This window comes from Symbiopectobacterium purcellii, from assembly GCF_019797845.1.
In the GTDB taxonomy this organism is placed as follows: domain Bacteria; phylum Pseudomonadota; class Gammaproteobacteria; order Enterobacterales; family Enterobacteriaceae; genus Symbiopectobacterium; species Symbiopectobacterium purcellii.
This window is the reverse complement of record NZ_CP081864.1, coordinates 2,831,301-2,856,103: the sequence shown is the minus strand read 5'-3', so window position 1 is coordinate 2,856,103 and position 24,803 is coordinate 2,831,301. Positions and strand designations below refer to the sequence as shown.

Below are 24,803 nucleotides of genomic sequence, written 5' to 3'. Positions count from 1 at the left end.
AAACGGCTACAGCCGCGCCATCGCTATTCAGGATTGGTGTAATACCGTCAACACAGTGCGCAAATCTTTAACGGCAATTTGCCCTGGGGCAGAGGCCTTTTTCAGTGCGCCAAACGTGGCGGCTGAACCAAACAGCTCGCCGGAGAGACGGGAGATGACACCGGTTGTTGACATGGATATGGTGATGATCGGGCGGTCAGCGTGCTTCTCATGCATTTCCAGCGTGGCGGCCAGCAGGGTGAGCACATCGTCTTTGCTCTGCTGCATCAGGGCGATTTTCGGGATATCGGCACCCAATTCCTGCATTTTGCACAGGCGTTTGACGATCTCTTCTTTCGGTGGCGTTTTGTGGAAGTCGTGGTTGGACATGATGACCTTCACGCCGTGAGCATGCGCAAATGCCACGGTATCTTTCACCAGTGCATCACCGGTAAACAGCTCCAGATCGATCATGTTAACAAACCCGCTCTCCACGACTGCCTTGTTCAAGGCAATGTAGGCCTCGGCAGAGAGCACTTTTTCCCCGCCTTCTTGCTTGCTGCGGAAGGTAAACAGCAGGGGCTTGTCGGGGATGCAGTTACGCAGCGTGCGCACCGACTCCAGCACGCTGGCGATAGAGGACACGTCATCGAAATGATCGGCGGCCATTCCAGAACATCGACGTCACCGTCTTGATAATGGTGGGCTTCAGACTTGATGGCTGCGATGTCTTTGCCCATCAGCGAGACGATAATTTTTGGTGCGCCTTCGCCAAACACCCGATTTTTTACGGTTACGGTTTTCATGCTTTTCCTTTACGTCATCTTTTGCCACACGGTCTGATAAACGCGGCGTGAGGAATACGCCGCGTACCGACGTGTTTTAGGCGTTAAAGCCCATCACTTTTTTGATGTGTTCCAGCGGGAACTCTTTACCGGTCCAGAGCTTGAATTGCTCAGCCCCTTGCCACAGCAGCATGCCGTAGCCATCAATGGTCTTGCAGCCTGCATCCATGGCCATTTGCAGCATCTTGGTGATGTGCGGGTTGTAAACGCACTCGGTGACCAGCAGTTCAGGGCGTAGCATGGCAATATCGCTCACCACGCATTGGTCTTCGAGCGGCTTCATGCCGACTTTGGTGCCGTTGGTCAGAATGTCGGCGTGGGCAATGGCGTCGGCGAAGGCTTTTTGGTTCGCCAAATCACTGACGGTCACGGTGCAATCGGTGTTGTCATTCACGCGTTTGGCGAAGGCAAGTGCCTGTTCGTAGAATTCATCTTTGCGGTTGAACAGCTTGATCTCTTTAATGCCTTCAATCGCAGCCTGGGCACCAATGGCGGTTGATGCACCGCCCGAACCGACCAACACCATGGTTTTGCCTTGAATATCAAAACCGCTTTCTTTGATGGCACGAATATGCCCGGTGCCATCGGTGTTATAACCACGCAAATACCCGTTATCATTAACAATGGTATTAATCGCCCCCACCAATTTCGCAGCCGGTGTTAATTCATCCACATATTGGCAGGCTAATTGTTTATTTGGCATGGAAACGCCAGTGCCGCGCATTTTCAGCGCTTTCAGGCCTTCAATCGCTTTACCGAAGGTGGTGTTGTCCACCTCAAAGGCCATATAAGTGAAAGGCAAACCCGCTTTTTCCAACGCCTTGTTTTGCATTTCCGGCGAAAGGCTGTGTCTGATGGGATAAGCCATTAATCCAATCAGTTCATATTTTGCGGTAACATCCATTCTAAACTCCTTACACAAGGTAATAATAGGTGGTGCAGTTATTCAGGCAATAGGCGGGCGCATATCGCGCAAACGGTCGATTGCCGTTCTGTTCAGTTTTTAAAATCAATACTCACATTCTTGTGGCGTCGTTATTGAAAGAAACGTTCGCCGAACCGTAAATCGGTTTGCGGGATTTTGAACACTTTGTAGTAGCGAATAAAAACCACGATGGCAGTAACAAAAGCCAGCAGGGCAAAAGCAATGTCCAGCAAAATAATGTATTGCAGACCGATTTTTGACAGGTATCCAGTGATGAGCGGAATTAAGAAGTTAGCCAGGCCACCCATCATCATGTAAACGCTGGTGACTTTGGCTTTGCTTTTTGGGAAAAATTCGGACATGACTGAAACGCCGAGCTGCAATATCCCGCCTGCGGCTGAAAAGCCGATAACAAAGGCGCCCACATTACATACCAGCGGTGATGGGTAGAGATAAATAATCGTGGCAGTGATCACCGATACCCCGGTATTAAACACGTTGGCCCACACCGGGCGTACCATGCTTTTTAACAGCAGGGCGAATATAAATACGCACACCAGTGAACCCATGCTGTAATAGGAGATGGTTTTCAGCGCATCGGCTTCCGCCATACCGGCAAAGGCCATGGCGTATTTAGGCATCCAGACCACAATGACGTAAAAGGTGGAGAATGCGGCAACGCCAAAAATAATAGAGGCAACCCCTTCCAACCAGGCGAGCGGCTTGCTGTTCATTTGCGGCAGTTCTTTGGCAATGGTGGCATCCACCAACTGGCTGGGGAACTTGCTTTTTAGTAGCAGCAACGATACCAAGACGAAGAGAACACCGGGGATGATCATGGCATAGCCATACCAGATGTGACTGAGCAGCAGGTAGCTGACCAGCATCGGGTATAACATCTGGCCGAAGGAGATCATGGCTTTTAACAGAATGACTGCTGAACCTGACGTTTTGGGATAACACTCCATCAGTGCTGGATAGCCGCCGGTGTCCAATGCTGCATTGGCGACACCGACGCACACGGCTAGGCCGAAGGCGACAATCAGATTTGGGCTGGCGGGAATACCAAAGAAGAACAATATATATAAGCTGACGCCGAGCAAAATGACTGAGCGGCGACCAAATTTGTCAGAGATCACGCCAAAGAAGAGAATACTGACCAATCGGCCTAAGCCAATACCCGAAATCAGATAGGCAATACCCGCATTATCGGTACCAAATTTCTCCGCAAGGGATGTCATGTTTTGTGCCAGCGTAATAACGCTGACGCCATGTAAAAAATAACTGAGATAGATACCGACGACGGCTAATAAGAAGGGCGCATTGAAGGCCTTATTCTGGCTCATGCTTTTCTCCGCATTTCGTTAATGATTCTGCTTGTTGTTGATGTTTTTTATAACCAGGGATAGCGGTTTTCGTTTTTCCTGACCTTTTGTATTTCAATGAATGTCGATACTGCTTGAGATGTTTTTTATTCTCGTTATGTAATGTATTAAATGCGGATAATAATAAATACGTAATATGCCGTTTTAGTTGCCAACTTTATTGCTGTGCAATGTGAGGAAGTAGCGTAATTGGATGTTGATGAAATGTTTTTATTTCACAAGCTCCCTACAACAGCGCGATCCGGAAAAGGTGGTCTTGCATCACATTGTGTTTACGGTGAGTCGCTATTTTGTGATCTGACAGGCAGTATTATTTCCTCAATTTCTCGGGTGGCAGATATATGCTATAACGCAGTGTCATTCCTGTCCGATTTATGCTTTCACTCATTAACAATTGCGTTACGCTGCGCGTTTTTGTTGTGCTGACAGGCGTACCGCTTATATTGCACGGCACCGAAACAATGTTGCATTGGCCCGGTCTGACCGGCAGTTGCAACGGTAAAAGCGGGATATGCTGGCAGTAGGAATCTACCCATATCACTGCGTGCAAATGATGCCGTGATACCTTGCCAAGAGGTCGGTCATGAATTTAAAACAGCTCCACTACTTTAAACGCCTGGCTGAAAAGCAGCATTACACCGAAGCAGCATCAAGCCTGTTTATTACGCAGCCGTCGCTTAGCCACGCTATTGCAGAACTGGAGAAAGAGCTGGGTGTGATGCTGTTTGAAAAATCGGGCAGGAATGTACGTATTACCCATGCAGGTAAGCTTTTTTACCCTATGTGGACAATGCACTGCTTGAACTGGAGAATGGCCGACTGGCGCTGCGCCAGATGTGTGGCCAGCAGGATGACGTGATCAGTCTGGCATTTATCTACACCATGGGCGAAACCGTGGTACCGCGCCTGGTCGATCGTTTTGTCCATCAGCCCGGTAATGACAACAAACGCTTTTGCTTTTATCAGGGCACCACGTCAGCGCTGGTGGAAGATCTGAAGGCCGATAAATACGATATGGCTATTTGCTCGCTGGTGGCGGATGAGAATGAAATAGAGTTTTTGCCGTTGATAAGCCAGGAACTGGTGCTGGTTACCTCTTGCCAACACCCGCTGGCACAGCAAGCAAAGGAAGATATCTCGCTGGAAGAGGCCATCGCTTACCCATTTATCTTCTTTTCACGGAAAAGCGGGCTGAGTCAGTTTATCGATAAGATGTTCATGCAGAAAAAGCTGATCCCGGAAATTGCTTGTTACGTTGAAGAAGATACCGCGATGGTGGGATTGGTCAGTGTCAATTATGGCATTGCCGTGATGCCGCGCATCAGCACGCTCTCTCGTTCAGATCTGCATGTGATGCGTATTCGCGATCCTGGCCCAACGCGCTATATATATCTGGCTACACGTAAAGACAAAATGTTATCGGCGGCGGCACAGGGATTTAAAAAGTTTGTCTTCACCGCCTGCCAGACCCTGCAATTTTAGTGCTTAACGCCGCTGGAGCAAAAGCATAGCGGTGCGGCATCAGGATGGACGACGCAGCGCGCCGTCAACGTCCAGTTCATCCTCGGTCAGAAGGTTATCGCGCGTTTTCCGATTACGGTAGCCGATAAACAGCGCCAGCAAGAAACCGACGGCGGCAATCCCGGTATCAAACCACATAATGCTGGCAATGCTGGTTTGTGAAAGCCTGGCAGTGATAAGAGGGATCGTAAAGGTGGCGATACTGCCTGCGCTGTAGTAGATCGCGGTGGCTTTGCCTTTGGCATGGGGAAAGCGTACCGCCATCAGCGTCAGCCCCAGTTGCAGCACGCCCCCAGCAGCGGAGAAGCCAATCACGAAAGAAAACACGATAACGGTGTTTGGGCTGGGATACAGGCTCACGCCCAGCAGCGCCACCAACGAAATAAACGTGTAGAGCATCAGCAGCGAGGTGGAACTGACGGTTTTTCTCACTAAAACGGCGGAGATCACCACGCACAGCAGAGAGCCGACGGTGTAAATACTGAGCAGTTTGATTGACATGGTGTAACTCATGCCTGCGACAAACTGGCCGTATTGTGCCAGCCATTGGCTGATAAGGTAAAACGTTGCCATGGCGATATAGCCATATAGCGTATAACTGGTTAGATCCACCAACGAGCAGGCGTGTTGTGAGGTAGTGCGGACTACAGGGGCTTCGGCAGCCAAGGTTTCCCGCACCACTTTTCCCGGATGTGTCGGGAAAGGATAGCGGAACAGACAAATGCCGTTAAGCAGCATAATCCCTGCTGCGATGATAAACGACCAGCCAAACCACAGATCTGCCCATACCAACAGGCTGATGATCATAGGCAGCAGGAATTGCCCACTGGAGACAAAGGCCTTAATTAAAATGTTGGCCGTGCTGGGGGAAGAGGGGAAGGCTTCCATCAGCGATGGGTAGGTGCCGGAATCGAGGAAGCTGTTTGCCATCCCAGCGAGAAAGCCAAAGCAATAGGCGGCAGCAATGCTTTGCGAGCCGAGGATACCAAAGAAAAAACCGAGATAGCATACCATTCCCAGATACACGAACGGTTTACGGCCAAAACGGTCGGACAACATCCCTGCCAGCAGCAGCAAGCTCAGTCTGCCAATGCCCAGTGATGAAATGACGACAGACACCCCTGCGGCGTCGGTTTGCCACTGTTGCTCCAGATGCGGCATGTTCAGGCTGATTAATATCACGCCCATGCCATGCACCAGATAATTGAGATATAATCCGAAGGCGGTTGGTATATATTTGTTTTTCATAGTTAGCCTTGTGAGAAAACGCCTGGGTAAAAAGAAACCCTGTTGTTTTCTTGCCCCGATGCGTAATACCGGCCTTATCCTGGTATCCTGTCGTATTCGATTGACATAACCTACAGATTTACGTCCGGTTTTTAAGTTGTTTTGATGCTAACAATCCCTTCGGGAAATGAATAATTCCTTTTTTTTTATCAATTCATAGATTGTTTCTATCGGCAAACCCGATAAATGTTATTGATGTTAATTTTTATGCTGAAAACCCTGACATACCCTTCTATTTACTCAATGAAAAAGATACGGATATGTAACACCGGGCAGACGATGTGCTATAGATTAATTTCTCTTGAGGTAATGGTGATTTTCTCCCGCGTAATAAAGTGATTGATTTGTGATTTATCTCTCAATAGAGGGCTTGGGCGTGGTAAAAATAGATTTCTATTTATCATTTTGCTACAGATTATATCGGAACGCAGAGTGCGTAAATTTGTTGTAATACTTCGGTCTTATCTTTATTGGCATCAATGACGTAATGCGCACTTTCTTGATAAAGCGGATCGCGCTCTTTAATAATTCCGGTGATCTCTTCGGTAATAGACAGGCCGGTGAGAGAGGGGCGCTGACTGACCGCTGGGTTTGATTTCAGTCGAGCCACCACGGTGTCGGCAGAGGTGGCAAGGTAAAAGACAATGCCGTTATTTTTCATATAAAAACGGTTTTTTTCCGATATCACCATGCCGCCGCCCGTTGCTACCACGGCATCACTCAACATGACGTCTTCGAGAATCTGACTTTCGATTTCTCGGAAGCGATCCCAGCCATGTTCATCAACGATTTGCGCGATGGTTTTATTCGTTTGTTTTTGCACCAGATCGTCTGTGTCGATAAAATGTCGATGTAGCCGGGTTGCCAGCATCTTTCCAACGGTTGTTTTACCGGATGCGCGCGGGCCGACTAAAATAATCGAATGAGTCATCTATTATCCTTAACATAACCGTTCCAAGTTGTGTGCATAAAGTTCAGCGGCAACAGATTGGTATATTTTCCACTCAATATAATCACCTTCGGTATAGACGGTGCGAAAGTCAGCATAATCTGGGAAAAAACGCATAGTATTATTCCCGATGCGATTATTGATTTTTTCGATGATGGCATCGAGCCGTTGCTTACGTTTTTTGTTCATCAGCATTAAAGTGTCAATAATCTTTGAGGGTATTGGCTGCGATCCACTTTCCCATAAACGCCAGGTTTCGCTTTCAGTGCCGTTTGCAATATAGGTGGCCGCTTCATCAATACTCATAAAAAAGAGTTGACGTAACGCTTGTAGCTCTAAAGGGTTCATCATCATGCGACTCCACAACGCAAAGAATTATGCTGTCAGTAAATAACATTATTGCTTATTTATCGGCTTGATTACTGTCACACTATTTTGTGCAACATTGTTTATTTGCAGTGCCATACAGGTTGGCGTGATCTTTGCAGGACGAGCGCAGCCAGAGGAAGACCCGGTACTTGGCTGGTCGATGCTAGCGCGCGGTGAATGGACACGGGTGTTCTATCTGGCATAGACAGCTTTTAAAGAAATTCATCGCGCATTGCAGGCTCGATGATTGAACATGCGCTTAACCACGACAACGGTTACTGACAGCGACCGTGTCGACACTACTGTAATTGCTGGCGCAGTATCAATCCCAGTCGCCGAGTTTACGGGTGGTGGCGGATGTTGTACGCTTTGGCCGCTGTCCGACATTGCCGTTGAGCCAGGGTCATGATGTTACTGCGGTCTAGACTAGTGCATATTTGTCGACTAAACAGCCATTTTGCTGCTAAATGCAGCGAGAGTTGTAAATAATGAGCGTCCGTGGTGAGCTTTTGAGCGTTCGATTTTATCCTGGCGACAAAGGGCTTGCCATCAGCACGTAACCAGTCCATAATAGCGTCCATTCCTGAAACGGAAATGAAAAAATCTTATTTAATCAATAAGTTATAAGTAAGAATTTATTGATATGACCTAAAGTATCAGGTCGATAGGCAGAATAAAGGCGCGTTGGCAGAGTGGCCATGCAGCGGATTGCAAATCCGCCCACCTCGGTTCGACTCCGGGACGCGCCTCCAATTTTCGCCCGGGTGGTGAAATCGGTAGACACAAGGGATTTAAAATCCCTCGGCGTACGCGCTGTGCGGGTTCAAGTCCCGCCCCGGGCACCATCACCACATCAATGGACGTCAACAGACGTCTATTTTTTTGTCTAAAACCCACGGTTTTACTGGCTTTCCTTCATTCCTTACTCTCCCGACGTCAACACAATTCAACCTACATCAACTTGCTTATACGGGTACAATTGCGGGTATACTGCGGTATGGTAAATCCTTGTACCTTCAATAACGCTTTATTGAAGGAAAGTCACTATGGCACTCACGGACATCAAGGTACGTTCAGCAAAACCGGAAGAGAAGGCCTATAAACTCACCGACGGCAACGGTATGTTTCTTCTGGTCCATCCCAATGGATCAAAATACTGGCGCTTACGTTATCGTTCGGATGGCAAAGAAAATACGCTGGCATTAGGTGTCTACCCCGAGGTTTCACTCTCTGAAGCGCGTCAGAAACGCGATGAGGCTCGAAAACTTATTGCTGCTGGCGTTGATCCCAACGAGCATAAAAAGGCAGTCAAAACGCAACAACAGGATGATGAGCAAACTTTCGAAGTTGTGGCTCGTGCCTGGCATGCCGATAACAAGAAATGGTCGGGCTCACATGCCGAACGTATCCTGAAAAGTCTAAGCGACAATATTTTCCCCGCCATCGGTGGTACACATATCGCAGCGCTGAAAACTCGCGACTTGCTGACACCGATTAAAAGCGTTGAACGTTCAGGACGCTTGGAAGTGGCTAAGCGCCTAAAACAACGTGTGACTGCCATCATGACCTATGCGGTACAAAATGGCCTGATTGACTATAACCCGGCGCAGGATATGGCAGGGGCGATCATGCCCGGCAAAGTCGAACATCGCCCGGCATTAGAACTTGAACGTTTGCCTGAACTTCTTGGCCGTATAGATGGCTATAAAGGTCGTGAGTTTACCAAGTGGGTAATGAATCTTTCCCTACTGATCTTTATCCGTTCCAGTGAACTACGTTTTGCCTGTTGGCCGGAAATCGACTTCGAGCGTGCCTTATGGACGATTCCCTCTGAGCGTGAACCGATTCCCGGTGTGAAGTTCTCCGAACGTGGCTCAAAAATGCACACACCACACCTTGTTCCACTAAGCCGTCAGGCTGTGGAGATCCTTAAAAAGATTCGTGAGGTGAGTGGGCATTGTGAACTGGTTTTCATTGGCGATCATTCGTCGCGAAAACCTGTTAGCGAGGGAACGGTAAACAAAGCGCTGCAAACCATGGGCTACGACACCAAAACGGAAGTATGTGGTCACGGTTTTCGTACTATGGCCTGTAGTTCACTGATTGAGTCGGGGTTGTGGTCTCGGGATGCGGTGGAGCGACAGATGAGCCATCAGGAACGCAACGGCGTTCGGGCGGCGTACATTCATAAGGCGGAGCATCTCGACGAACGTAAGCTGATGCTGCAATGGTGGGCTGATTTTCTCGATGCGAACCGGGTGAGGGCGGTGAGTCCGTTTGATTTTGGGAAGTTACCTGCTGATTAGTAGGTAAATATGTGCAGGTTGTAACTCAGGTTGGACCGTGTACAGCTTGCACATTGCGATAAAAAAAATCATAAGCACGACACTGGATCTTGCCCCACATCTTTAACTGTAGGTAATAGTTTAAGGAATTTTAAGACTGGTGTAGATAACATGCTCATTTGTATAATATAGTTACATTTTTCTCTCCAAGACCAGATGGTTATGAGCGCAATCACATTACGTAAAGCGTTGGGTGTACTTGCGAAGTCATCTTCGTTTTCTGTAAGTACTGAGACTCATCGGAAAAAAGATATATTCGATGAATTAAAAGAACAACTCTTTGTTAAACAAGAGATTGAAGACGAGTTACAGCGTTACCTGGATATTGCGAAGCCTGGTGAGATCGTCTTTCTTTGCGGAAGTAGTGGGGATGGGAAATCCGAAATTTTAACCCGTTGTAAGTCAGAACCACGATATCAGCAGAGGTTTAGTTTCCATCTGGATGCTACGCACAGTTTTGCCCCTCGACAGTCAGCTATTGATGCATTGAATGATTTATTTGAAAATCATCATCAACAATCATACCCGCTTCTCATCGGTATCAACACTGGGATGCTCGCCAACTTTGCCAGAGAGGGTGCTGAGGATCATCAGGCTATCCGCTCTGCGATTGACTTATTCTTGTCAGAACAACAGAATGGGAATCGCCCTTACCGTAGCGGAAATTGTTCTTTTTTTGACTTCGAGCAGTATCCTAAGTTCAAGTTTGACGAAGATCGGCAATATTCACCCTTTATAAAAAACTTATTAAATCACTTAACAAGTGATGATGATAACAACCTTTTTTACACTATTTTTCAACGTGATGAGTTAACGCAGGATGATTTAAATACTGTTGCTAACTTCAAACTGCTCTGTATGCCTGGTGTTCAGAATGTCTTAATCACTCAACTCTTTAAAACCCGGTTAATTAAAGACCAGTTTGTTACCACAAGAACATTACTGGATTTTTTGCATCACCTGTTACTGGGGCCTGGCTACCTTTTTGATAACCTCTTCAATGGCGCAGAAAATGATCTGATTAAAAAGGTTTCTGATTTTGATCCCACCAGATTACATAACTATGAACTCGATCAATTCATTTTGCGCTATGAGCTTGGCCTTGTTGATCCCGATCTGGATGCTTTCCTGGCAACGCTTGAACATTTACATATTACGTTTGATCGCAAGTGCGTTAAGCCAGGTGATGCCGCCTCATTGATTCGACTCTTCTGGCTGCTACAACATGAGTCGCTGGGGAATAATTATCACCAGAAATTTCTGGCGTTCTTTAAAGAGTCATTGTTCGAAGATTATTCAGAAATCTGGCACTTACATAGAAATTACACAGCAGATCCGGAGCAAAAAAGATCACTGAATCGCTTTTACACCTCTGAACTTATCGCTGGGATCCAGCGCTATGCAAACCGTAAAGCACCGGAGTTGAGTAAGCATAAAGAAGAATTTTTTTTGGGGGAGTTTGGCGGGGTTAAAATAACTGCACCAGTAGCGCTGAAGCCTAACTGGAACGCTATCCGTAGTAAACATACTACTCATCCTACTGGCTTCGATGTTCATTTAAAAGTGGGTGAAGATCCATTACCCCCCATCCGTATCGGACTTAACCTATTCGAATTATTGAAAAAGTTAAATAATGATTATCGTCCGAATAAATACGATAAAAATGCTATTGTTCTATTAGACGAAATTATTGATTTAGTTTCTGATAAGATCAAGCTCAGTACTGAGATAAGATTTTATGATGGTATGCGCCGAGTTTATAGCGCAAGATTGGATGACGATATGATCTCTATTAGCGGAATGGAGGGGTAACAGAATGTATCCTATTTCAGAGATCTTGGAAGTAAGGAAAAATAATCCACAACCTAGCTATCTTCCTATACGAAATAAAAATAATAATATTAACTGGCAAATAGTGATTGGTTTGGTGCTAAGCTATTCCTTGAAACATAAAATCGAGGAGTCTTACGGGATTGAACAATTCAGAGATGATTGCAAAGCCCATTTTGAAAAAATAATCGACGAACCAGATTTCTGGGCCGTCTTGGAACGAATGTATTTTTCGAACCACGATATTTTTCGTGTTTCTCCTATGTTTTTATTGTTTCAATCCCAGTTTAACAATGAAAGAATAAACTCTGGTTCAGCAGCCGATAAGCGTCTTGGAGTTCTCTTCGCTAATTTGATGGGGGATTTTAATCTCAACTATCCAATGCCGGATAAACTGAATTTTATCGAAAAGCAACTTTTGAATAAGCTTGATGAAAAAGTATATGAGTTTTCTGGTGAAAGTCCATTTACCAAAGAACAACCTTATCTTCCCTTTATTGCGAAATGTTTTCAGTCCGATTTAGCATTTCTAGCGGAATATCCACAATATCTTCTACAGGAACTAGCCAATACTTTGCGATTGTATGCTTTTAGCTGGTGCGCTCAACTTGCGCTTAATCTAGATAATTGGCAAAAGGGGGAGCCGCAAAGCAAATCACTTTTTTTCATCCTTGACTCGGAAAAAGCCAGTGCAGAACGGGAAGGTGTGCAAACCTATGGTTATAAGCTTTTTGCTCGGCATAGTAAAAATCTTTTCCCGATGCTGTCTGCGCTGGAAGTTTTACAGTGGAATGATAAAAAGCACAAAGGGCAACCCAAACGCCCGCTATGGCAGGTTTATCAAGATTGTTTCAATTACTCAGATTCATCAAAGGTACTAAATTCGCTTAACAATTACTTGCAGGAGTTTATTGTCGCGCGCGAACTTCAGGTTTGTGAACGAGCTGCAAACTTGGATGAGGCCTTTAAGCAGCTAAAATCAGTTGCTGTTGGACAGTTTCAGAATAAAAGATCTGATAGAGCAAGGGTGAACCGAGATTACATTAATGAGCTTGAGAGCCAGATTTGTACTGATTTCATTCAGGTCCGTGGTCGGGCAGGGAAAGTGCTGGTGCTGAATCAGGATCGTCTTCTGTTACTGACCAATCTCACTGTGGGAAAAAATGACAAACTCCGCCTACATGAACTGCTGCGTGGTTTTGAACAGCGCGGTTTTTATCTGGACAATTAGTCGGCGCAAACGCTGGTGGCGTTTTATGAACGCATGGGAAATGTAGAGCGAATGAGTGATAGTGGAGACGCCGTGTATGTCCGTAAAACAGTATGAAACCTATCTGGCAGAAACCTTTATTGAATGGGTAGGTGGCATCATTCAGCCCGGCGAGCGCTACCAGTTCAAATCGCCCGATCCCGATAATGCCCTAAAACTGTGGGAAGCATTCGTCTCTCTGGCGGACAGCAATCAGTTGGAAATTGCGCCAGGGCAATATATTGATTGCCTCCCTTGCAATGGTGTTCAGCTTATTCCTGTACTGCACGGAGCCGAGGCCCCAGCATTCACAGAAAACTACATTTCTCATTTGCGCGATGAAGTTGCAGGGCGCAGCGGCGTTTTTGCCCAAACAGCGCTGTTGATTATTCACAACAGTATGCTCGATACCCTGATTAACAGCACGAAAGACGTGGCGGCACCGGATGCTATCTGGTACCCACAAACATTCAGTCATCAACTGGAAAAGCTCATTACTACTAATAGTAACCGTTCGGAATTGTCCCGCTGTTTGCTGGAGGATCAACTGGCGACGGTACTGGATGAAGGCGCGACCGTATTTGGTTTCTCGTCGCTGTATCGCTTGCTGGATGATGGCAATCTGGATTTCTCTGAGCTTCATCTGTTTAAAGATGATGAACTAATGAACTATAGCCAGAAGCAGCTACGCACCCGACTGAATGAAAACCGGAAATTATATCGCCAGATAGAAGATAGTGTTGAACGCTACAGTGGACAGCTGGAGAATGTGCTGCCTGAGTTTAGTACAAAATTCATTCAGGAGCATTTTTACGATAAAGATGACTGGCGTGAGCTCGATTTCTCCGACTATAGGAAAGAGAAAGAGCAGAATAGTGAACAAAAGCTGGTGCTGGAGAACGTCTCCGTCGAAAACGGTGAGGTTTGGCAACGGGCGAAAAGCGCCAGTAAGGCAGGCAAACGTGACATCAGTCTGTTGGTGCAGGTGCTGCCAGGGCAATCAAAGGCTGAGCTGGAGTTCAGTTTTCAGGGTAATGATCTTCAGGATAACCAGATAAAGATTGCCCATAATCGCCGGTTAAAGAAAGCACATTTCTGGCGCACCAGCCGGGCGGGAGGCAAGACTTCACGCATTATGGCATCGGTGCCTTTTGACGGGCATCCTTGCTTCTTTAGTCTCGAACTGACCAACCGCAATAATTCAGCTGAAGAGTATAAATTTCGCCTGTTGTTGGTCGAGCAGGGACAATTCTGGCTGAACGATATTCAGCACTGTTACCGCATTGAGCCAGGTAAAGAACAAATAACCCTGCAACTGGAAGATAACACGCTGCGTATTGCCGAGTCTGGCAACCTGACCTGTACGTTGAATGACGAGAGCGAAGACATAGACTGCCAGCATTATGCTCAGGTGAATTTTGAGACGTTGGCAAATCAAAGTGACCTGGTTCAGTTTGCGATCGTGTCTGGCGATTCCCGTCTGTCGTTTAACATAGAGGGACCGGGAGCAGAAGAGGGGCTAACGCTGCCACTGCTTTTTGACCAAAGCCGTTTCAACAAATTGTTTAAGGAAGAGGGCAATGCAACCTGGAACCGACTAAAAGGGCGCATCATACTCGATAATACTGAACATAAGGTCGTCGGTGTACGCCAGCAGTTGTTGATATTGGAAGCCTCATTAATTGAGCAACGTCTGCTGGGTACGGGAAGTGACGATAGCGAGTTTGCGTTGGATGAACTTCTTGCTAGCTACCCCGATCTCCATAACGCTTATGAGCAGTTATTTGCCTACTATCATCGTCGTAACACCCTGCCGAGTCTGGTGTCGTGGTCAGCGGAATATCGCGCACTGGTCAGCTACATTGTTACTACGTTTGAACAGTCACTCCAGCAAATAGGTCTGAGCAGAGCGCTGACAGCGCAAGAGAAACGTCTTCTGCATCTTGGGATCTGCCGCAATGATAGCCATGAGCGCCTCTCTCCGCTGCATCCTCTGGTGCTGGCCTACCACCTACAACTGGCAGAAACTATCGTTGCGGAGTCGGAACAGCACGATTCGGCATCATTTGCTGCACTACCGCCAATCACTCTTGATCGCTTGATGGTTTCCGGGTTAGTGCCATTTGTTTATCACAGTGAGCATGAATACGCGCAATTACAGCCGGTGGATGAAAACCGCTTCTGGATTGATGTGGTTCCCCAGCGGCAGGTCAGCCATGACTACGTTAAACGTCTGGTAAAAGACAAACTTAATGAGTTCACGGACGCTTACGCCCGGTTGTTCCAGAGCGCAGAAAACAGTGCGTTGATTATTAATGCCATTAATCAAGGGAACGCCAAAGAACTGTTTCTGGGATTAGTAGAATATTTTAAGCAAGAAAAAGAGCCAGCCCAACACCACAACTCATTCTTATCGCTATACAGGCAGCCATTCGAACCTCTTCTGTTGCCGCTTTGGAACTCGCAACAACATTGGCGGCCAGCGTTATCACCGCACTCGGCGGGATCGCCACTTGGGGAACCGTGTTCGTTGCGTCTCGCGCCCTTTCAGTTCTCGCTGGCCCCGTCGGTTTAGCGCTCAGTTCAGCCTGGATGCTGTCGGATATTGCGGGCCCGGCATACCGAGTCACGATCCCTGCCTGCATCGTTATCGCCTGGCTACGTCAGAAAAACCTTACCAAATATTAATTTATTCCGTGTATGCCAAAAAGGATGCACGGAATTTATACAGGAATTATCACTATGCCTGAACAGGGAAAACGTTACGACCGGCTCGCCAGTCGCCTGGCTATTTTAGTCAGCAGGCTCTTCATGGGGGAGTCTCTGTCAGTCAAACAACTGGCTTTAGAATTCAATGTCTCGGAAAGGACGATTCAGAGAGATTTACGACAGCGGTTACAGTATCTGGATACCGAATTAAAAGATGGATACTTGCGTCTTTCTGATGCGAGGGGGCCATTTCGTACCGATCACGATATCATTACGTTTGCACGTATCACCCATGTGGCACAATTTTTCCCTGCACTGGATAAAAAGTTACTTTCCGTTTTGCTGGATGCAGGACAGGACTCTCCCTATATCGTCTATAACGCACCGCCACGGAATGTCCCTTCTTTGTTCGGTGGTTTTTATGCCATTACTCAGGCTATTGTTAAAAATCGATTAATCAACTTTTTACATAATGGTCGCAGACAAATCGCGATTGCCCCCTATCGCCTTATTTACTTTGATGGGGAATGGTATCTGGCGACAGAAAAGCAAAACCACATAAAAGTATTTAATCTGGTGGCAATTACGGATGTAGCGATGACCATTAGTTCATTTAGTAAAAAGGAGGAAATGAGACGAATTTTTCAGGATAAACGATTCATTACAGCGTTACCACACTTTCAATATATCTGTGAGCTCATACGTGAATAAATGAGATGAACAATGAGTATAGTCAAACTCATTCACATTTATTAAATCACTACTTTACGCAATGAGATATTATACGCATTTTATAAGGAGTTATTGCATGAATCATTCAAAATGGTTGTTACCCGCATTGTCATTCCTCTTCTCTGGAATGGTGATCGGTGCGCAAATACCAGTACCAATAAAGGTAATGGCATATAACAATGTCCATGTGGCGGGAAATCGCTACGTTGATGTCGTTGTCACCGCTCAAACCGATACTGTTCGCATCAATAATATCAGTGTCAATCGTGGTAATTGCCGTATCGGAAATCTGAAATACTTCGGCACCAGTAATAAGGAAACCATTATTCCGGCAACACTGCGCTTTGGTGAATCAGTAAAAGTCCCTTTTTACAATAATTGTGTTGCCTCAGAAGTCCAGGTGGATACAGACAAAGGCGGTTGGACATTCACTTTTGATTGAAATAACACATCAATATCTCACTGAAATATAAGGATATGCCACATGAAATACTTAAAAGGTGCCGTATTGGCGATACTGTTGCTACCCTTAGGCAGTGCTGTTGCGGCTGAGTGGACATACTGGTCATTGCAGGGATATGCAGGCGTTCATCTGAGTAATGACGATAAGCATTATCTTGAAATCAGCTGTGAATTATACTCCTCAAAACCGCCTGTTTTACGTGTACAGGCAGGGTTTAGCGGTGATTATTTTCAGCTACAGGTTGATGGCATGATGTATCACAACCCTTTCACTCATTAGATCGGATAAAAACAGAATGGGAGGCATTACGTCAGGCGAAAGTCATTCGCGTCAGTGATGCGACTGGAAAGTCATACACATTTAATGTTACAGGAAATAAAGACTTCCCCCCCTTTGATTCTGAGTACTATCCCTGTGATAAGGAATGACTTTCAAATATTATCGATAAAGGTCAGGCATTATGTCATTACTTAAAATGTTAATTGCTGCATTAGGTAAAGTAATTACCTGGTATTCAGGTGCTCAAGCTCAGGATTTTGTGGCTGAGCACTTACGGCAGGCAGGTTATAATGACGAAGAAGTTGAAGCAGCCCGGGAGGCTGCTTTTTTATTGGTAGGTGCAATAACCACTACAATAATGAATTTTATTCTTCGTACTGTTTTTACTGCCTGAAATATGAAATCCATTCTTTCATTAATTATCATTTCAACAAGATGTGCCAGGGTCATTCACTCTGGCACATAAGGAGTTTTTATGCCCAAGTTGACCTCGCGCTTTGGCGCGGTAAATATTATTCGCCGTGACCGTCCATTAACCCGTGATGAACTGGCGCACACGGTTCCCAGTGTATTTAGTGAAGACAAGCATGGTTCGCGTAGCGAACGGTATACTTATATTCCCACCATTACCCTGTTGGATAACTTACAGCGTGAAGGTTTTCAGCCATTTTTTGCCTGCCAAACCCGTGTACGTGATCCGGAGAAACGGGAGCATACCAAGCACATGCTGCGCTTGCGCCGGGAAGGTCAAATTACGGGCAAACAGGTGCCAGAGATTATTTTACTGAATAGCCATGACGGATCCAGCAGCTATCAAATGTTGCCCGGTCTTTTTAGACAGGTTTGCCACAATGGTTTAATTTGTGGTGAATCCTTGGGTGAAGTCCGTGTTCCCCATAAGGGTGATGTGGTTGGCCGTGTTATTGAGGGGGCTTATGAGATATTAGATACATTTGAGCGTATTGATGAAAAACGTGATGCCATGCAGTCTTTACTATTACCACCACCGGCACAGACTTCCTTGGCTCAGGCTGCGTTAACCTACCGATTTGGTGAAGAGTATCAACCAGTGACAGAGGCTCAAATCCTGTCTCCTCGCCGCTGGCAGGACGAAAGCAACGATCTATGGACCACTTACCAGCGTATTCAGGAAAATTTGATAAAAGGTGGACTATCAGGCCGTACAGTACAAGGTAAACGAGCTAGAACCCGTGCTGTCAAAGGGATTGATGGTGACGTAAAACTTAACCGCGCCCTATGGATATTGGCCGAAAATATGCTGGAGCTGGCATCCTAATTTTCCTCCTTTTGTTTATTCTCCCTTATTACCTCACTTCAAGGACTTACCATGTCATGTAATTCATTGACAGGCAGCATTGCGTCCAAAGAGCAGCGCATTATCCAGATGGCGCTGTGCCTGCTGGAAAAGCGAGTGCGTAAAAATACACGCCAGTTCAAAACTTCAGAGGACACCAAACGCTGGTTACTGCTGGAACTCAGTAGCCTGGAGCGCGAAGTCTTTATGGTGCTATATCTGGATAACCAGCATCGCCTGATAGAAAAGGAAATTACCGCGCTGGGCGGTATCAACAGCACCGAAGTGCATCCGCGTGAAATCCTCAAAGCCTCACTGCGTCATAACGCCGCTGCCGTGATACTGGCACATAACCATCCTTCCGGCTGGGCCGAGCCCAGTCAGGCCGATCGCCATATCACCGATACACTGAAAAATTCCCTCTCACCGCTTGATATCAGAGTACTTGATCACCTGGTTATTGGCGGCACTGAGGTGGTGTCGTTCGCTGAACGTGGTTGGCTGTGATGCCCACATTTACCACCGTGTTTTTATAAGGAAGCTATCATGCCATCGTCTGATACCCTGGAATGGGGACTAAAACGCGCTATTACTCCACAGTTCGGAGCTAGGCTGGTTCAGGAAGGCCACTATCTTCATTATCTGGCAGACCGGGCCAGCGTTGTCGGTACGTTCAGCGAAACGGAAGCCCGTCATCTGGAACAGAGCTTTCCTGAACTGATTAAGCAGTTGGAACAGAAGCTACGCACGGGGGAACTGAATCCCCGTCAGCAGGGCTGCATCACGCTGCATTGCAACGAATGGACCTGTGAAGCCGATACGCTGGGCAGTTTTGGCTACGTGTATATTGCTATTTATCCCTCTTCGGCGGCAGCACAATAATCCGCAGCTTCTCTCCCCATTCTGAACATTTCCCTTATTTTATCGACCTAACCTGAAGCGAGTATTCCCATGCAAACATCACCTGCAATCCCATCACGGGAGGATCAGTCTTGCCCGTCACCTGTAGCCGTCTGGCAGCGACTTCTGGCCTATCTATTGGAAAAGCACTACGGACTCACGCTGAATGACACACCGTTCTGCGAGGAAAACGTGATTCAGGAGCATATCGATGCTGGTGTCACGCTGGTAAACGCCGTGAATTTTCTGGTGGAGCGTTACGAACTGGTACGCATCGATCGCAATGGCTTTAACTGGCAGGAGCAATCGCCGTTTCTCTCCGCCGTTGATGTTCTCCGCGCCAGACGTACAACGGGATTACTTAAGTCATAAAGGCTCAGAACTGCTTTCCAGTAATACCACACCAAACCTATTTCTCATTCTCCCCACTGCATAATGCACCAGCCCTTACCGGCTGGCGCATTTGCTTTTATCTATGGACTACAAACTATGCAAATTGAACCCGAGGTTTTGACCGAACACACCGAGCTGATTTGCTCGACCAATATCGAACGCATCGTCACCGGACGTGATGCCGCGCTGCAACAGATAGAACAACTCCTTAATCAGGTACGGGCGATCTCCACGCTAACAGCGACTATTGGCGGCGGTACAGTTGAAGACTGGGGACTGAAGCAGGGGCATCGCTACGATTGTTGGCTGACGGAAACGCCTGATAAAGCGATGCCTGCTATCACCCGTATGCTGGATCGCAATATCTGGCGTGACCTGATGCTGAAATCCGGCATGCTGTCGCTGATGGATGCCGAAGCACGTAGCCAGTGGCATAAAAATCTGGATGAAGGTGAGCTACCCGCCGTCAGTGAAGCCAATATTCTCAGCACCTTTGAGCAACTCCACCAAAGTAAGCAGGAGGTATTTGAGCGTGGGGTGACCAACGTCTTTAAGGGGCTGTCGTGGGATTACAAAACCAATCACCCTTGTTATTTCGGTAAGAAAGTCATTATCAATAATTTGGTGACATACAATCGTTGGGGCTTTGGTCTGAATTGGGGTTGGCGACGCGATCAACTGGCCGATCTGGAACGTATGCTGTATCTGCTGGATGGCAAACCGATCCCCGACAACCGAGGCGATTTAACCATCCGACTGATGGACCATATCCGCGATAACCCCCATCAGCAGGAATACGAAGATGAGTATTTTAGCGTCCGTTACTTTCAGAAAGGCACCGGACATCTCACCTTTAAACGCCCTGACTTGATCGAGCAGATGAACGATATTATCGCCAAACACTATCCGGGGATGTTGGCGGCAAGGTGAGTAACTCAATAACGCTGGCTGCGTATATCCCATTGACATATCCCATCAATACTCTATGCTTCCTATAGCACAAAGTTTATCCAAGGAGATCGCCATGGAAAAAACCACAGTATTCAAAAGCAACCGTAGCCAGGCAGTACGGCTTCCTAAAGCCGTTGCACTGCCCGATGATGTGAAGCAGGTTGATATCGTTGCGATTGGCCGCACGCGTATCATCACTCCGGCAGGGGAAAGCTGGGACAGTTGGTTCGAAGAACAAGGAGTAACACCTGACTTCATGATCACCAGAGAGCAACCGGATGATCAGATCAGGGAAGATTTCTGATGCTGAAATATCTACTCGATACCAATATCTGTATTTACACCATCAAGAACAAACCACAGGAAGTCCGGGACGCTTTTTATCGTCATTACGGGCAGTTTGCTATCAGCGCTATCACGCTGATGGAACTGATCTATGGCGCGGAGAAATCGGTAAATCCAGAAAAAAATCTGGCCGTGATAGAAGGGTTTTCTGCACGTCTGGAAGTGCAAACTTATGGCTTTGACGCTGCCGTACATACTGGTCAAATTCGTGCGGAACTGGCAAAACAAGGAACACCCATTGGCCCGTATGATGCTATGTTAGCCGGTCACGCGCGGTCCGCTGGTTTGATTCTGATAACGAACAATGTGCGTGAGTTTGAACGTGTGCCTGGATTACGTGTAGAAAACTGGGTCGGTAGTTCGGCTGACAATAGCCAGCCTTTGTAATATGCTGTCGAAGTTCAACAACTGGCGTCACTGCTTGGTATCGTAGCGAACGGCAGGATAGGGAATGAAACAATTTGGGTTGTGGGTACAAATGCGGGTACATGTGAGTTGGATTTTAAGGTAACGCCTTTAAATTCAACGATGATGTCATGTTTTTCAAGTCCCGCCCCGGCACCATCGTTTAAGTTAATAAAAACAATTAGTTATAAATATTATTACGCCACCGCAAGGTGGTTTTTTTGTTTTTTAAATTTCGCAGTGGCAGCAGAGTGGCGGCATCGGTTTTGCGTGGTTAAGCTCAGGGTTGGCAGAGCAGGGCGCATTATTAAGTCATCATGAACAATTCAAACAGCAAAAAGCTCTGCTATTGATTACAGAGCTTTTACGCACAAATCATATTACCTACTTGGGGACTCCTGCTCGAAGTGCTGAACATTGTTAAAGAAAAACCGGGGACCATTCACTCCAACTTGTGTTGCTAGTCATTCCGCCCTGTTGCAATTGGATGCGTACGTTATCAGTAAAAATGTCACCAGACCAACTACGCATTGAGCCAGAACCATTGCCTGTTAAATTGGTCAAAAAATAGTATTCTGCCAAATTTCTCATAGAAATATTTTCCCATGCAAGTATTTGATTTAATTGAGAAATTAAAAACCCCATTGGCCTGAAGTGTCCATCTTGCCTCTCATCATTGAGTATGTGACCGAGATATGCAGTATTTATTGTGAGAGCGTCTTGATGTATGGATACTGAGTGTTTCTGTCCTTCTGAAGGGGGAATGCTAGATTTTACGAATGCCATTTTACTAAATTGCCATGCGCCTAAGTCTGCAACACATAATAAGTCCAACGCATAGCGAGGGTGTGAAATTAGTTTTCTATCTTCACTTATAAGTTTGTTGATAATAATTTTCTCTGGTTCAGATTGTTCACCTTTCCAAGAGTGGGAATGAGCTAATAGTCCGTAAATAATGGGAGAGTGTAATTCCCTATAGGGTGTTCCTCCACGCGGCTTATAAAGATTTTTTATTTTTATACTATTTTCTATTACTTCAGTGATATGAGACGCTTTAAGCGTTGTTTTGCATTCAAATGCTGCTGCTACACCTGCTGCTAAAAATAATTTTTTATTTAACAACTTTGATGGATACGAAGCATGCAGGATAAGAATATCGATTTGAGGGCTAGTCTCACCATCTTGGCTAATAATTCTTCCTTTTGTAACGATATGATACTCTTGTGGGAGCCAATCCCTTAGGATTTCGGCCCAATTCTCTTCACCTTGATCTCCTGCTGTCCCTGGGTCTTCTGACACTCGTTTTTGAATTCGAGTATATTCACTTGCCATTTCAGCACTGATTTGATTCATAAAATCATGTAAATCATGAGTTTTTTTCATTGATTATGCCCTTTTTACTGTGAATGCATTGCTATGTTAATTATTTTTTTTGTGTACATTATAATTTGTTAATCTAAGTTATTGTATTTAGGATGTTATCATTAAAAATGCAAGGGTTAGCATCTGCTGTCGCTAAAGTCAATAATACATTTCAAAATATAATATTCTGATTGTGTGATAGGTCTTTTCAAAAAATAATATTCATTATCCCGATAAAAGGCCCCGCGATTTAACTCGAGGGGCCTTTCGTTACAGCGCCAAATTTAACTGATCCCGCATAGTGCGATGTTGGAAACGCATCCTGCGGGATAAAGTCAGGCGGCAAGGGCTCCTCTCGGGCGCGCTTAGACACCCGGTGTTCTACGGTGTTAAGCGTGGTAAAGGTTTCGCTGCATTCCTGATGTTGACACTGATGATACTGGCGGATAGTCATTTCGTTTAGGCGGCGACTGGTACGGGGGCGGGCTACTGCACCGCAAAATGGACAAGTGAACATAATGATCTCCCCTGCGGGAGTTGAACTCACGGTTATTCTATTCACTTTCTGCAATCCAGTCAGATATTTTCGCTTCCAATTCCAGACGCGTGGTAAAACCGCTGTCGCCAATCACATGCTCCTCACGTGAAATAATCCATTCCTGATTATCTATCTCCGCTTTAAAGCTGGTAACGGTGACGTGCATTTCCGGGTACAGATCAGCTCGGCCACGCGCCAGGGTGATAGAGAACTCGGCGGCTCCCCGCTGAAGCTGTTGCCATTTTGCTGCCGCTGCAGGTTTGGCGGCGGTTTCATTTTGGTAGGTTTTACGCAACACATACACGTTGCCGTCGGTCCCTTCCATGTATTCGCCCTCGTGGCTGCTGTTTTTCTCCTTTTTCGGTTTGGACTTGGTTCTGCGCCGTTTTACGCTGACTTTCTTTTTTTGCCAAAGTTGAGATCCAGCCAATAGGCGCGCACGCCACTGTAAGCATCACGATCCACAATCGCGCGGCCTCATCGACGCGTTGCCGCCACAGCAGTTCACGATAGGCGTTTTCCTGTAGCAGCTTGACCAGTGGCTCCGATTCCAGCGCGCAACGGCGGTGCGCTAGTCTTCCGGGTAGAGCGACAACAGCACCGCTTTGCGCTCGTTGTAGATGGTTTCGTAATCCGGTTCTTCCACCACAGCCGGGGCGGGAAGCTGGCTTAAATCAATGGTTGCCATGGTGTCAGCTCACAGGAACAGAAAGAGAAAAGGCGGGGCTATCGGTCAGCACGCCCACAAGATCGACGGCCAGCTTGCCGTCGTAGGTCGATTCGAGCGTGATGCCCGTCAGCGTGATGCGTGGCTCCCAGCGCAGCAGCGCCATGTAACACGCGGCCATCACCTGCAATTTCACCGCCGGGCTTTGCGGCTGGTCGATAAGGGCGGACAGCAGCGAACCGTAATCATTGTCCATCACGTGTGAGCCTATCGGTGTGATCAGAATGTCGCGCACGCTTTGGCGAATGTGCTCAAGGTCAGCCAGCGCGGTGCCGTTATCGTGGCTCATGCCGCTATCGCGCGCGGTCATAGTGGCGTTCCTGTGGTGCCGCCGCTGTCGCCAGGGTGTTTGTAGGTGTGCAACACTTTGCCATTGGACGACAGCGAACCGCCGGAATGCTGGATATTGCCGCGCATTTCTCCGCCTTGCTGTACTTCCAGCGTTCCGGTGATCAGCTTGTTGGTGCAGAGCACTTCCGGCGAATCCAGCGTGATGCGGGTAGCGGCTTTCACCAGTACCAGCGGCACGGTCGCAGTAAGGGTTTCAGAGGCGGTGACGTCGGCGGTTTTGATGCCGCTGACGGTCAGCGCGCCGTTTTCAGGTTCGTACTCGATCACCGCACCGTCGGAAAAACTGATATGCAATGCATCAGCAGAGGCCGACGGCGCCGGGTTGTCATCGGAATAGATGCCGGGCAGCACAAAGGCGGTATCCCGTTCGCCGCCGATAGACAGAATTAACACCTGCTCACCGATAGACGGGGCCCATCAGTCGCGGGAACGCCCGGCACGACGGGTCAGCCAGTTCAACCAGTCGGTTGTCATGTCTCCGGTTTGCACCCGGCACAGGGCATCTTTGGTGTTGACGTTGGTCACGACGCCGACACGGATCAGATTGCGCAGCAGACGCTGGATTTCGGTAAGGGTGGCTCGTGTTTTCATAGGGAAAGGATGCCGTAGGGAATTATTTTCGGCAATTAACTGTAGTGCGGTAGGGCCT

Annotated in this window: 21 protein-coding genes, 2 tRNA genes and 8 pseudogenes; 18 read left to right on the top strand and 13 right to left on the bottom strand. The window is 47.0% G+C overall.

Annotated features, from left to right (window positions below; translation table 11 throughout):
• Positions 1 to 27 precede the first annotated feature (27 nt).
• From aroD to K6K13_RS13490, 3 genes and pseudogenes are all read right to left on the bottom strand, one after another.
• Positions 28 to 785, bottom strand: a pseudogene (gene aroD / locus K6K13_RS13500) (type I 3-dehydroquinate dehydratase).
• Between the two features lie 76 nt (positions 786 to 861).
• Positions 862 to 1,728, bottom strand: a complete 867-nt coding sequence (gene ydiB / locus K6K13_RS13495; RefSeq protein WP_222157483.1) for a quinate/shikimate dehydrogenase — start codon at positions 1,726 to 1,728, stop codon at positions 862 to 864.
• A gap of 131 nt (positions 1,729 to 1,859) precedes the next feature.
• On the bottom strand, positions 1,860 to 3,095 hold the full coding sequence (locus K6K13_RS13490) for an MFS transporter (protein ID WP_222157482.1): 1,236 nt from the start codon (positions 3,093 to 3,095) through the stop codon (positions 1,860 to 1,862).
• Positions 3,096 to 3,717: 622 nt separating this feature from the next.
• On the opposite strand from K6K13_RS13490, the pseudogene K6K13_RS13485 reads away from it, so the two are divergent.
• A pseudogene (locus K6K13_RS13485) lies at positions 3,718 to 4,616 on the top strand (LysR family transcriptional regulator).
• A gap of 39 nt (positions 4,617 to 4,655) precedes the next feature.
• On the opposite strand, the gene K6K13_RS13480 reads toward K6K13_RS13485, so the two are convergent.
• The 4 genes from K6K13_RS13480 to K6K13_RS13465 form a co-directional block, all read right to left on the bottom strand.
• Positions 4,656 to 5,903, bottom strand: a complete 1,248-nt coding sequence (locus K6K13_RS13480; protein WP_222157481.1) for an MFS transporter — start codon at positions 5,901 to 5,903, stop codon at positions 4,656 to 4,658.
• 454 nt (positions 5,904 to 6,357) lie between these two features.
• Entirely contained in the window at positions 6,358 to 6,873 is a 516-nt protein-coding gene (gene aroL / locus K6K13_RS13475) for a shikimate kinase AroL (RefSeq protein ID WP_222157480.1), read from the bottom strand.
• A 9-nt stretch (positions 6,874 to 6,882) separates the two neighbouring features.
• On the bottom strand, positions 6,883 to 7,239 hold the full coding sequence (locus K6K13_RS13470; protein WP_222161088.1) for a YdiL family protein: 357 nt from the start codon (positions 7,237 to 7,239) through the stop codon (positions 6,883 to 6,885).
• A 362-nt stretch (positions 7,240 to 7,601) separates the two neighbouring features.
• Entirely contained in the window at positions 7,602 to 7,829 is a 228-nt protein-coding gene (locus tag K6K13_RS13465; RefSeq protein WP_222157479.1) for a hypothetical protein, read from the bottom strand.
• A 109-nt stretch (positions 7,830 to 7,938) separates the two neighbouring features.
• On the opposite strand from K6K13_RS13465, the gene K6K13_RS13460 reads away from it, so the two are divergent.
• The 17 genes and pseudogenes from K6K13_RS13460 to vapC all read left to right on the top strand — a co-directional run bounded on the left by K6K13_RS13460 (position 7,939) and on the right by vapC (position 21,158).
• Positions 7,939 to 8,012 (top strand) — tRNA-Cys (locus tag K6K13_RS13460).
• 6 nt (positions 8,013 to 8,018) lie between these two features.
• Positions 8,019 to 8,105, top strand: a tRNA-Leu gene (locus tag K6K13_RS13455).
• Between the two features lie 201 nt (positions 8,106 to 8,306).
• Entirely contained in the window at positions 8,307 to 9,566 is a 1,260-nt protein-coding gene (locus K6K13_RS13450) for a tyrosine-type recombinase/integrase (RefSeq protein ID WP_222157478.1), read from the top strand.
• Positions 9,567 to 9,767: 201 nt separating this feature from the next.
• Positions 9,768 to 11,417, top strand: a complete 1,650-nt coding sequence (gene dptF, locus K6K13_RS13445) for a DNA phosphorothioation-dependent restriction protein DptF (protein WP_222157477.1) — start codon at positions 9,768 to 9,770, stop codon at positions 11,415 to 11,417.
• A gap of 4 nt (positions 11,418 to 11,421) precedes the next feature.
• A pseudogene (gene dptG, locus K6K13_RS13440) lies at positions 11,422 to 12,762 on the top strand (DNA phosphorothioation-dependent restriction protein DptG).
• Positions 12,743 to 15,136: pseudogene (gene dptH, locus K6K13_RS13435) on the top strand (DNA phosphorothioation-dependent restriction protein DptH); the annotation flags it as partial. The pseudogenes dptG and dptH, both read left to right, overlap by 20 nt.
• A gap of 290 nt (positions 15,137 to 15,426) precedes the next feature.
• On the top strand, positions 15,427 to 16,104 hold the full coding sequence (locus tag K6K13_RS13425; RefSeq protein ID WP_222157476.1) for a WYL domain-containing protein: 678 nt from the start codon (positions 15,427 to 15,429) through the stop codon (positions 16,102 to 16,104).
• Positions 16,105 to 16,201: 97 nt separating this feature from the next.
• Positions 16,202 to 16,567 (top strand): hypothetical protein, encoded by a 366-nt coding sequence (locus K6K13_RS13420; RefSeq protein ID WP_222157475.1) that lies wholly within the window; start codon positions 16,202 to 16,204, stop codon positions 16,565 to 16,567.
• Positions 16,568 to 16,609: 42 nt separating this feature from the next.
• Positions 16,610 to 16,867 (top strand): hypothetical protein, encoded by a 258-nt coding sequence (locus tag K6K13_RS13415; protein WP_222157474.1) that lies wholly within the window; start codon positions 16,610 to 16,612, stop codon positions 16,865 to 16,867.
• A 181-nt stretch (positions 16,868 to 17,048) separates the two neighbouring features.
• The gene (locus tag K6K13_RS13410; RefSeq protein ID WP_222157473.1) at positions 17,049 to 17,261 is read left to right on the top strand and encodes a hypothetical protein; all 213 of its coding nucleotides are present in this window, start codon (positions 17,049 to 17,051) and stop codon (positions 17,259 to 17,261) included.
• A gap of 81 nt (positions 17,262 to 17,342) precedes the next feature.
• Positions 17,343 to 18,164 carry a DUF932 domain-containing protein gene (locus K6K13_RS13405; protein WP_222157472.1) on the top strand — a complete coding sequence of 274 codons (822 nt, stop codon included), beginning with the start codon at positions 17,343 to 17,345 and terminating at the stop codon, positions 18,162 to 18,164.
• Between the two features lie 51 nt (positions 18,165 to 18,215).
• Positions 18,216 to 18,689, top strand: a complete 474-nt coding sequence (gene radC, locus K6K13_RS13400; protein WP_222157471.1) for a RadC family protein — start codon at positions 18,216 to 18,218, stop codon at positions 18,687 to 18,689.
• Positions 18,690 to 18,728: 39 nt separating this feature from the next.
• A complete protein-coding gene (locus tag K6K13_RS13395) occupies positions 18,729 to 19,064 on the top strand; it encodes a type IV toxin-antitoxin system YeeU family antitoxin (protein WP_222157470.1) in 336 nt (111 codons plus the stop codon).
• 69 nt (positions 19,065 to 19,133) lie between these two features.
• The gene (locus tag K6K13_RS13390; RefSeq protein WP_222157469.1) at positions 19,134 to 19,454 is read left to right on the top strand and encodes a TA system toxin CbtA family protein; all 321 of its coding nucleotides are present in this window, start codon (positions 19,134 to 19,136) and stop codon (positions 19,452 to 19,454) included.
• A gap of 117 nt (positions 19,455 to 19,571) precedes the next feature.
• Positions 19,572 to 20,405, top strand: coding sequence for a DUF4942 domain-containing protein (locus tag K6K13_RS13385; protein WP_222157468.1), 834 nt, complete (start codon positions 19,572 to 19,574; stop codon positions 20,403 to 20,405).
• Between the two features lie 94 nt (positions 20,406 to 20,499).
• A complete protein-coding gene (vapB, locus tag K6K13_RS13380; RefSeq protein ID WP_039360473.1) occupies positions 20,500 to 20,730 on the top strand; it encodes a type II toxin-antitoxin system VapB family antitoxin in 231 nt (76 codons plus the stop codon).
• Positions 20,730 to 21,158 (top strand): type II toxin-antitoxin system tRNA(fMet)-specific endonuclease VapC, encoded by a 429-nt coding sequence (gene vapC / locus K6K13_RS13375; RefSeq protein ID WP_222157467.1) that lies wholly within the window; start codon positions 20,730 to 20,732, stop codon positions 21,156 to 21,158. Before vapB ends, vapC begins: the two co-directional genes overlap by 1 nt.
• Positions 21,159 to 21,596: 438 nt before the next feature.
• Here vapC and K6K13_RS13370 read toward each other — a convergent pair whose 3' ends face one another.
• The 6 genes and pseudogenes from K6K13_RS13370 to K6K13_RS13345 form a co-directional block, all read right to left on the bottom strand.
• Positions 21,597 to 22,559 (bottom strand): DUF6602 domain-containing protein, encoded by a 963-nt coding sequence (locus K6K13_RS13370; RefSeq protein ID WP_222157466.1) that lies wholly within the window; start codon positions 22,557 to 22,559, stop codon positions 21,597 to 21,599.
• A gap of 249 nt (positions 22,560 to 22,808) precedes the next feature.
• A pseudogene (locus K6K13_RS13365) lies at positions 22,809 to 23,055 on the bottom strand (Ogr/Delta-like zinc finger protein).
• Positions 23,056 to 23,092: 37 nt separating this feature from the next.
• A pseudogene (locus tag K6K13_RS13360) lies at positions 23,093 to 23,544 on the bottom strand (phage late control D family protein); the annotation flags it as partial.
• Positions 23,511 to 23,764: pseudogene (locus K6K13_RS13355) on the bottom strand (baseplate assembly protein); the annotation flags it as partial. The pseudogenes K6K13_RS13360 and K6K13_RS13355, both read right to left, overlap by 34 nt.
• Positions 23,765 to 23,768: 4 nt before the next feature.
• The gene (locus K6K13_RS13350) at positions 23,769 to 24,113 is read right to left on the bottom strand and encodes a GPW/gp25 family protein (protein WP_222157464.1); all 345 of its coding nucleotides are present in this window, start codon (positions 24,111 to 24,113) and stop codon (positions 23,769 to 23,771) included.
• Positions 24,110 to 24,745 (bottom strand): annotated as a pseudogene (locus K6K13_RS13345) (phage baseplate assembly protein V). The gene K6K13_RS13350 and the pseudogene K6K13_RS13345 overlap by 4 nt, the downstream one beginning before the upstream one ends.
• Positions 24,746 to 24,803: the final 58 nt, after the last annotated feature.

Excerpts from the sequence above, each read along its gene's own strand:
- K6K13_RS13425 (WP_222157476.1), top strand. The coding sequence starts at position 15,427 with ATGCCTGAACAGGGAAAACGTTACGACCGGCTCGCCAGTCGCCTGGCT.
- vapC (WP_222157467.1), top strand. The coding sequence starts at position 20,730 with ATGCTGAAATATCTACTCGATACCAATATCTGTATTTACACCATCAAG.
- K6K13_RS13420 (WP_222157475.1), top strand. The coding sequence starts at position 16,202 with ATGAATCATTCAAAATGGTTGTTACCCGCATTGTCATTCCTCTTCTCT.
- K6K13_RS13490 (WP_222157482.1), bottom strand. The coding sequence starts at position 3,095 with ATGAGCCAGAATAAGGCCTTCAATGCGCCCTTCTTATTAGCCGTCGTC.
- K6K13_RS13470 (WP_222161088.1), bottom strand. The coding sequence starts at position 7,239 with ATGAACCCTTTAGAGCTACAAGCGTTACGTCAACTCTTTTTTATGAGT.
- K6K13_RS13480 (WP_222157481.1), bottom strand. The coding sequence starts at position 5,903 with ATGAAAAACAAATATATACCAACCGCCTTCGGATTATATCTCAATTAT.
- radC (WP_222157471.1), top strand. The coding sequence starts at position 18,216 with ATGTCATGTAATTCATTGACAGGCAGCATTGCGTCCAAAGAGCAGCGC.
- vapB (WP_039360473.1), top strand. The coding sequence starts at position 20,500 with ATGGAAAAAACCACAGTATTCAAAAGCAACCGTAGCCAGGCAGTACGG.
- K6K13_RS13405 (WP_222157472.1), top strand. The coding sequence starts at position 17,343 with ATGCCCAAGTTGACCTCGCGCTTTGGCGCGGTAAATATTATTCGCCGT.
- dptF (WP_222157477.1), top strand. The coding sequence starts at position 9,768 with ATGAGCGCAATCACATTACGTAAAGCGTTGGGTGTACTTGCGAAGTCA.
- ydiB (WP_222157483.1), bottom strand. The coding sequence starts at position 1,728 with ATGGATGTTACCGCAAAATATGAACTGATTGGATTAATGGCTTATCCC.
- K6K13_RS13385 (WP_222157468.1), top strand. The coding sequence starts at position 19,572 with ATGCAAATTGAACCCGAGGTTTTGACCGAACACACCGAGCTGATTTGC.
- aroL (WP_222157480.1), bottom strand. The coding sequence starts at position 6,873 with ATGACTCATTCGATTATTTTAGTCGGCCCGCGCGCATCCGGTAAAACA.
- K6K13_RS13415 (WP_222157474.1), top strand. The coding sequence starts at position 16,610 with ATGAAATACTTAAAAGGTGCCGTATTGGCGATACTGTTGCTACCCTTA.
- K6K13_RS13410 (WP_222157473.1), top strand. The coding sequence starts at position 17,049 with ATGTCATTACTTAAAATGTTAATTGCTGCATTAGGTAAAGTAATTACC.
- K6K13_RS13465 (WP_222157479.1), bottom strand. The coding sequence starts at position 7,829 with ATGGACTGGTTACGTGCTGATGGCAAGCCCTTTGTCGCCAGGATAAAA.
- K6K13_RS13395 (WP_222157470.1), top strand. The coding sequence starts at position 18,729 with ATGCCATCGTCTGATACCCTGGAATGGGGACTAAAACGCGCTATTACT.
- K6K13_RS13370 (WP_222157466.1), bottom strand. The coding sequence starts at position 22,559 with ATGAAAAAAACTCATGATTTACATGATTTTATGAATCAAATCAGTGCT.
- K6K13_RS13350 (WP_222157464.1), bottom strand. The coding sequence starts at position 24,113 with ATGACCGCGCGCGATAGCGGCATGAGCCACGATAACGGCACCGCGCTG.
- K6K13_RS13450 (WP_222157478.1), top strand. The coding sequence starts at position 8,307 with ATGGCACTCACGGACATCAAGGTACGTTCAGCAAAACCGGAAGAGAAG.
- K6K13_RS13390 (WP_222157469.1), top strand. The coding sequence starts at position 19,134 with ATGCAAACATCACCTGCAATCCCATCACGGGAGGATCAGTCTTGCCCG.